General features: G+C 67.9%; 4 protein-coding genes and 2 pseudogenes. 5 read left to right on the plus strand and 1 reads right to left on the minus strand.

The window, feature by feature from the left end; genetic code table 11:
* Positions 1-136: 136 nt before the first annotated feature.
* Positions 137-1,330, plus strand: a pseudogene (locus tag ASJ79_RS17245) (DUF885 domain-containing protein); the annotation flags it as partial.
* On the opposite strand, the gene ASJ79_RS17250 reads toward ASJ79_RS17245, so the two are convergent.
* Positions 1,331-2,215 carry an acyl-CoA thioesterase II gene (locus tag ASJ79_RS17250; RefSeq protein ID WP_067957546.1) on the minus strand — a complete coding sequence of 295 codons (885 nt, stop codon included), beginning with the start codon at positions 2,213-2,215 and terminating at the stop codon, positions 1,331-1,333.
* Positions 2,216-2,289: 74 nt separating this feature from the next.
* Between ASJ79_RS17250 and ASJ79_RS17255 the strand changes: the two genes are divergently transcribed.
* From ASJ79_RS17255 to ASJ79_RS17270, 4 genes and pseudogenes are all read left to right on the plus strand, one after another.
* Positions 2,290-2,910, plus strand: a complete 621-nt coding sequence (locus ASJ79_RS17255; protein WP_067957534.1) for a TetR/AcrR family transcriptional regulator — start codon at positions 2,290-2,292, stop codon at positions 2,908-2,910.
* 131 nt (positions 2,911-3,041) lie between these two features.
* Positions 3,042-4,271: an amidohydrolase family protein gene (locus ASJ79_RS17260; protein ID WP_067957537.1), complete on the plus strand. Its 1,230-nt coding sequence runs from the start codon at positions 3,042-3,044 to the stop codon at positions 4,269-4,271.
* 33 nt (positions 4,272-4,304) lie between these two features.
* On the plus strand, positions 4,305-5,438 hold the full coding sequence (locus ASJ79_RS17265; RefSeq protein ID WP_067957540.1) for an acyl-CoA dehydrogenase family protein: 1,134 nt from the start codon (positions 4,305-4,307) through the stop codon (positions 5,436-5,438).
* Positions 5,435-5,668 (plus strand): annotated as a pseudogene (locus tag ASJ79_RS17270) (acyl-CoA dehydrogenase); the annotation flags it as partial. The gene ASJ79_RS17265 and the pseudogene ASJ79_RS17270, both read left to right, overlap by 4 nt.
* Positions 5,669-5,705: the final 37 nt, after the last annotated feature.

A 5,705-nucleotide genomic window follows, 5' to 3' on the forward strand; every position in this document is an offset into this window, starting at 1 on the left:
ACCGGTCGCGGTGCGACGGCGATCCGGCACGAGGGCGAGCACGATGACGATCACCAGCACGGTGAACGCCGTGGTCAACCAGAACACCCGGTGATATCCGGCGTCCCCGCTCATCAGCAGGCCGACGTCGACCCGCAGCGGCCGGGCACCGGCGGCCCGCCAGGTGGCCCGCGGCATCCAGCAGGCCACCCAGAACGGCGGGTTGTTCGTTGCGATGGTCGCCGACGCGGCCGGCACCGCCGACACCGCACTGCAGTCCCGGCTGCGCACCCACGCCGAGGACGCGGCCGACGCCTACGCCGCGCTGTCGACCGTGCTCAGGGACGAGATCGGCCCGCACGCACGCGACACCGACGGCTGCGGACGCGAGGTCTACACCGTGATGTCACGGTCCTTCCTCGGCGCCGCAGTCGATTTCGACGAGGCCTACGAGTGGGGTCTGGATTTGCTCGCCGGCATCGTCGCCGAACAGGACGCGATCGCCGACCGGCTCTACCCCGGGGCGTCCGCGGCCGAGGCGCTGCGCCGGCTCGACGGCGAGGCACGCTACGTCGTCCACGGCACCGACGCGCTGCAACGCTGGATGCAGGAGCTCTCCGACCGGGTCGTCGACGCGCTGGCCGGCACACACTTCGAGATCGCCGAACCCCTCCGCAACCTGGAGTGCCGGATCGCGCCGACGCATACGGGCGGGATCTATTACACCGGCCCGTCGGAGGACCTGTCGCGGCCCGGCCGGATGTGGTGGTCGGTTCCGCCCGGAGTCGACACCTTCCACACCTGGCAGGAGACCACGACCGTCTTCCACGAGGGCGTGCCCGGCCACCACCTGCAGATCGGCCACGCGGTGGTGCTGGCCGACCAGCTCAACCGCTGGCGCCGGCTCGGGTGCTGGGTGTCCGGCCACGGCGAGGGCTGGGCGCTGTACGCCGAACGGCTGATGGCCGAGCTGGGCTGGCTCGAGGACGCCGGCAACAGGATGGGAATGCTTGACGCGCAACGTTTCCGGGCCGCACGGGTGGTGATCGACATCGGCGTGCACTGCGGGATGAAAGCACCCGACGGTGGCATCTGGGATGCCGAACGGGCATGGGCGTTCCTGCAGGCGCACAGCGCGATGGCCGAGGAGAACCTGCGGTTCGAGCTGGACCGCTACCTCGGCTGGCCGGGGCAGGCACCGTCTTATGCGATCGGGCAGCGCATCTGGCAGCAGTTGCGGGACGACGCGGTCGCACGCGGCGTGTCGCTGAAGGAATTTCACAGCCGTGCACTCGATCTCGGCGGGCTGCCGCTGGAGGTGCTGCGCTCGGCCGTGCTGGCCGCGCTCTAACTAGAGGCGCGCCTGCTCCTTGATCGTGGTGTCGGTGGTGCGCAACGGCCGGATCAGCGCGTCCTGGGTGAACGACGCGAGCAGTTCACCCTCCTCGGTGTGCACCGCCCCGCGCACGTAGGACATACCGGCGCCGACCTGGGTGCTCTCGTGGGTGTACAGCAGCCAGCCGTCCCAGCGCACCGGCTCGTGGAAGCTGACCGACACCGTCATCGGGGCGGTCGACACGGTCAGGTGCGCTTGCGCGGTCCCGATCCCCTCGTGTGCCCGCATGGTCGTCGAAATGCCAAGGTGGCCGGTGAAATACGCGACCAACGCCTTGGCCAGATCATCGCGGGACGGGATCGGGTCGTAGTGCAGCCAGGCGTACAGCTCGGGCGGTCCGACCTCGTCGGGACTGTTCACGTCGACGACGTCGACCAGACGGAGTTCCCGCCCGGTCATCGGCATGTGCGACACGTTCGCCTCGGCGGGCGGCGCCACCTCCGGCCTGGGCAGGTGATGCCGGATGACGTCGTCGGTCGGCACGTCGGCCAGCACCGTCGTGGTGATGCAGCGCTTGCCGTTCTGTTTCGCGGTGACGACCGCCGAAGCGGTCGAGCGACCCTCGCTGATCACGTCGATCTCCAGCTCGACCGGGCCCGCACCCGCCAGCACCGCGCGGGCGAACACCGAGTACACCGAGCGGATCGACTTGCCGGGAAAGCGCTTGGCGGCAGCGACGATCGAGGCCGCGAGGATCTGGGTGCCCTCGACCACCTGGCGTTCGTCCTCGGCGGTCAGGCCGGTCTGCGCGGTGAAGACGTCCTGCCCGGCGGGCTGCGCATCGAACAGGTCGAGCAGCCCTTGGACCGTCCACGGGGTGTGCGCCGAATCGGTTGTCATGTGCATCGCTTCCACTCGGTGACTGTCGCTGGGAACAGTAACCGAGGTTTTCCGAAAGCGGTAACGTCATTACCATGTCCGCGAAGGCTCACCCGGATGCGACGGTCCAGAAGGACGGATCCGACTCCCGCGCGAGCCGGTTCATGCGGTCGGCCCTGGCGATCCTCGGCGAGACGGGCCGCACCGACTTCACCGTGCTCGAGGTCGTCGAGCGCTCCAAGACGTCGTTGCGGGCTTTCTACCAGCACTTCGCGACCAAGGACGAGTTGCTGCTGGCGCTGGTGGAGAAGATCATGGCCGACGCGACCGACCGGTGGCGCGCCGAGACGGACCCGTTGAACAGCGCCGATGCGCTCCGCCGGCTCATCGACCGGGTCAGCGCCCCGGCCGAGTCCAGCACCCAGGACAGCATCAACCGCGGCCTGACGTACTACAACGACCACCTGCTCGAGACCAGGCCCAAAGAGTTCGCCAAGGTGCTGGCACCGCTGCACCGGCTGGTCGCCGACATCCTGCGCCGCGGTGTCGGCGAGGGCACGTTTCGGGCCGACCTCGACGTCGACACCGACGCCGCGATCCTGATGCAGACCGTGCTGGGCGCGCTGCGCCTGCGCGATCTGGGCACCGAACTCAACGGTGTGCCGATCGGCGGCGCCCACGTGCACACCTTCTGCTTGCGCGGGCTGCTCGGTTAGCGTGCTGAACTGGTAAAACAGCGCGGACGGCCGATCTGGCGCCGTTACATCGACGCGTGGTAATGTCGTTACCACTACGCGGTAATGCGATTATCGCCGTATGCAAATACGTCATGTGAGGAGCCCACATCATGCCGTCACGCATCCTCGACTATCCGGTGTTCGATGCCGACAACCACTTCTACGAGCCCAAGGAAGCGCTCACCAAATTCCTCCCGGACAAGCGCAAGGGCGTCATCGACTACATCGATGTGCACGGCCGCACCAAGATCATGGTGCGCAACCACATCAGCGACTACATCCCCAACCCGACCTTCGAGGTGGTCGCCCGCCCCGGCGCCCAGGAGGAGTACTTCCGGCACGGCAGCGGCGGCAAGAGTTTCCGCGAGATCATGGGCAAGCCGATGAAGGCCATCCCGGCGTTCCGCACCCCGGAGGCGCGCCTGGAGGTGATGGACGGTCTGGGCCTGGATTACACGTTGATGTTCCCGACGCTGGCGTCGCTGGTCGAGGAACGACTCAAGGACGACCCCGAGCTGATCCACGACATCATCCATGCGCTCAACGAATGGATGTACGAGACATGGCAGTTCAACTATGAGGACCGGATCTTCTCGACCCCGGTGATCACCCTGCCGATCGTCGACCGCGCGCTCGAGGAGCTCGAATGGTGCCTGGAGCGCGGCGCCAAGACCGTGCTGGTGCGGCCCGCGCCGGTCCCCGGGTACCGCGGCACCCGCTCGTTCGGCACCGAGGAGTTCGATCCGTTCTGGCAGGCCTGCGTCAAGGCCGGCATCCCGGTGGCGATGCACGCCTCGGACAGCGGTTACGCCCAGTACCTCAACGACTGGGAGCCGGCCGACGAGTACCTGCCGTTCCGGCCGACGGCGTTCCGGATGGTGGCGATGGGCAAACGCCCGATCGAGGACACCATGGCCGCGCTGGTGTGCCACGGTGCGCTGACCCGCAACCCGGATCTGCGGATCCTGTCGATCGAGAACGGCGCGTCCTGGGTGCCGTATCTGTTCTACCAGTTCCAGGACGTCTACTCGAAGATGCCGCAGGAGTTCCCCGAGGACCCGATCGAGGCGTTCAAACGCTGCGTGTACGTGGCGCCGTTCTGGGAGGACGACTTCAAGAAGATGGCCGACCTGTGCGGTATCGACCGGGTGATCTTCGGATCCGATTGGCCGCATCCCGAGGGACTGGCCGATCCGTTGAACCTGGTGGCCGATCTGGAAGCGCACGGCCTCGACGAGGAAGCCGTGCGCAAGGTCATGGGCAGGAACATGATCGACCTGTTCAAGGTCGAGAACAAGGTGGTGTACAAGCCCGACGTGCCCGCCCTGGTCCTCGCCTGAAGCCACCGAAGACGAAGAGGCTGAACCCGTTTCATGACTACCGCCAATCCGGAACAGCTGCTGTTCTCCTCCACCACCCAGACGTTTCTGGAGAAGCAGGCGTCTCTGACCCATGTGCGCGGGTTGCACGCGTCGGGGGTGTCCTTCCAGCCCGAGTGGTGGCAGCGCGCCGCCGAACTGGGGTGGGCCGGCCTGCTGGTGCCCGAGGAACTCGGGGGTGGCAGCGTCTCCGGTGACGGGGTCGCCGACCTGGCGATGGTGGCCGAGCAGATCGGCCGCACCGTCGCACCCGGCCCGCTGCACCCGGTCAGCGTGGTGCTGTCGGGGCTGGTGGAGGCTCCCGACGGTCACGAGCAGAGCATCGAGGCGCTGATCTCAGGTGAGCTTGTGGCGTCCTGGGCGGTGTACGAACCGCGTCGCCCGTTCGCACCGCTGCAGCCGGCGACGAAAGCCACCCGCACCGACGGCGGCTACCGCATCGACGGTGTCAAGGACCGGGTGGAGGCCGGCGCGGACAGCGGGGCCGTGCTGGTGGTCGCCGAACTCGAGGGCGTCGTCCGGCAGTTCCTGGTCCCGACGGACGCCGGCGGCGTCACGGTGACCCCGCAGGACTCGGTGGACCTGGTGAAACGTTATGCCCGAGTGCAATTCGACGGTGTCGCGGTCGACGAGTCGGCGGTGGTGGGGACCGCGGAGCAGACTGCGGCGATCGTCGAGCGGCAGCGGCAGATCGCGCTCGTGCTGCAGTGCGCCGAGATCGTCGGCATCCTCGACGCGGTGCTCGCGATGACCAACCGGTGGCTGTTCGACAGGCACAGTTTCGGCCGCCCGCTGGCCTCCTATCAGGCCCTCAAGCATCGCGCCGCCGACATGAAGATGTGGTTCGAGGCCGCGCGGGCCACCACCGCGGGCGCCGTCCGCGCGGTCGCCGAGCGCTCCCCCGACACCGAGTTGCTCGTCAGCGTCGCGAAAGCCTATGTGGCCGAGCGTGCTCCGGTGATGTTGCAGGACTGTGTGCAACTGCACGGCGGCATCGGCGTCACCTGGGAACACGATCTGCACCTGTATCTGCGCCGGGTCGCGCTGTACCGGGCGATGTTCGGTTCCCCGGAAGACCATCACCGCGCGGTGTACGCGCTGAGCACCGCGACGGAGGCGACGGCATGACCGACACCATGGCTTCGACGAACCCCACCGGCACCGTCGAGTCGGTCGACGAGTTCGCCGCACGCGCGCGCACCTGGCTGGCGCAGAACATGCCGTCCGTCGACCCCGACGACCCGCCGTTCTCGGTTCGGGCCGAACAGTCCTCCTGGGACCGGGCCAAGGAACTCCAGAAGCGCTTGTACGAGGGCGGATTCGCCGGCATCTGCTTCCCGCGCGAGTACGGCGGCATTCGGCGTTGAACGCCTTCTGGTAGGCGTAGTCCAGGCC

It is taken from the genome of Mycobacterium sp. NAZ190054 (assembly GCF_001545925.1).
Taxonomy (GTDB): domain Bacteria; phylum Actinomycetota; class Actinomycetes; order Mycobacteriales; family Mycobacteriaceae; genus Mycobacterium.

Coding starts and splice junctions, on each gene's coding strand:
- ASJ79_RS17250 (WP_067957546.1), bottom strand. CDS start 2,215: ATGACAACCGATTCGGCGCACACCCCGTGGACGGTCCAAGGGCTGCTC.
- ASJ79_RS17260 (WP_067957537.1), top strand. CDS start 3,042: ATGCCGTCACGCATCCTCGACTATCCGGTGTTCGATGCCGACAACCAC.
- ASJ79_RS17255 (WP_067957534.1), top strand. CDS start 2,290: ATGTCCGCGAAGGCTCACCCGGATGCGACGGTCCAGAAGGACGGATCC.
- ASJ79_RS17265 (WP_067957540.1), top strand. CDS start 4,305: ATGACTACCGCCAATCCGGAACAGCTGCTGTTCTCCTCCACCACCCAG.